We start from the raw sequence: 1,020 nt of genomic DNA on the forward strand, positions 1-1,020 counted from the left end.
AGCCATTCGTTGATCGCGGCGATGTGCAGGGTGGCTTCGTACCGGACGGCGAGCTTGTCGAAGCGGGTGGCGACACCGCGGTTGCGTTTCAGCCGGTTAATGCCGCACTCCACGGCGTGGCGCTGTTTGTACAGCTCAGGGTCGAAGGCCGGCGGCCGGCCACCCTTCGACCCGAGCTTGCGCCGGTTGGCGTCCTGATCGGCCTTCGACGGGATGCACGCCTTGATCCCACGGCGGCGCAGGTAGCGGCGGTTGCCGCGGGATGTGTAGGCCTTGTCAGCCAGGACCCGGTCCGGTCGGGTGCGCGGCCGTCCCGCATGCAACCTGGGGACCCGGATGCCGTCGAGGACCACCGTGAACTGCGGGCTGTCACCGCGCTGCCCAGCGGTCAGCACCAGCGACAACGGCTTCTGACCCTGCTCACATCCGAGGTGGATCTTCGTGGTCAGCCCACCACGGGAACGACCCAGGGCGTGATCGGCAGGCTCGTCCCGGACGCCGCCGGGCGGTTCCGCTTGCAGATCCCCCTTTTCCGCGCTCCAGCGGCATGCTGGTGCGCTCGGGCGGTCGTGGAGTCCACGGACACATCCCACACGATGCGCCCAGCAGCGTCGGCGTGGGCCTGCAACGCGGTCAGGATCTGCGCCCAGACCCCAGCCCGCTGCCACCTGCGGAACAACCCGGCCACCGCCGACCACGACCCGTAACACGCCGGCACGTCCCGCCAGGGTGCACCGACACGGACCCGCCACCGGATCCCATCGATCAACTGCCGCTTACTGAACAACGACGGCCGACCCGACCGAACAGGCTTGGGCAGCAACGGTTCCAGCGCTGCCCACTGCGCGTCGGTCAGGTCATGCCGCCTCGTCACCGCTATGGTGTCCACGAGGTCTCCGGTGCAGGTTCTTCTTGGTCGATGAACCAACTACCGGAGACCTCGCCCATTGTCGATCTCCGACACGCACCCAACCACGTCAGGGCAGGTCAAGCACCACGCCCGAGTTCGACACACGACCT

Annotated in this window: 1 pseudogene; it reads right to left on the reverse strand. The window is 67.8% G+C overall.

Annotated features, from left to right (window positions below):
- Positions 1 to 874: pseudogene (locus OP18_RS56685) on the reverse strand (IS5 family transposase); the annotation flags it as partial.
- Positions 875 to 1,020 lie beyond the last annotated feature (146 nt).

The organism is Dactylosporangium aurantiacum (genome assembly GCF_000716715.1).
In the GTDB taxonomy this organism is placed as follows: domain Bacteria; phylum Actinomycetota; class Actinomycetes; order Mycobacteriales; family Micromonosporaceae; genus Dactylosporangium; species Dactylosporangium aurantiacum.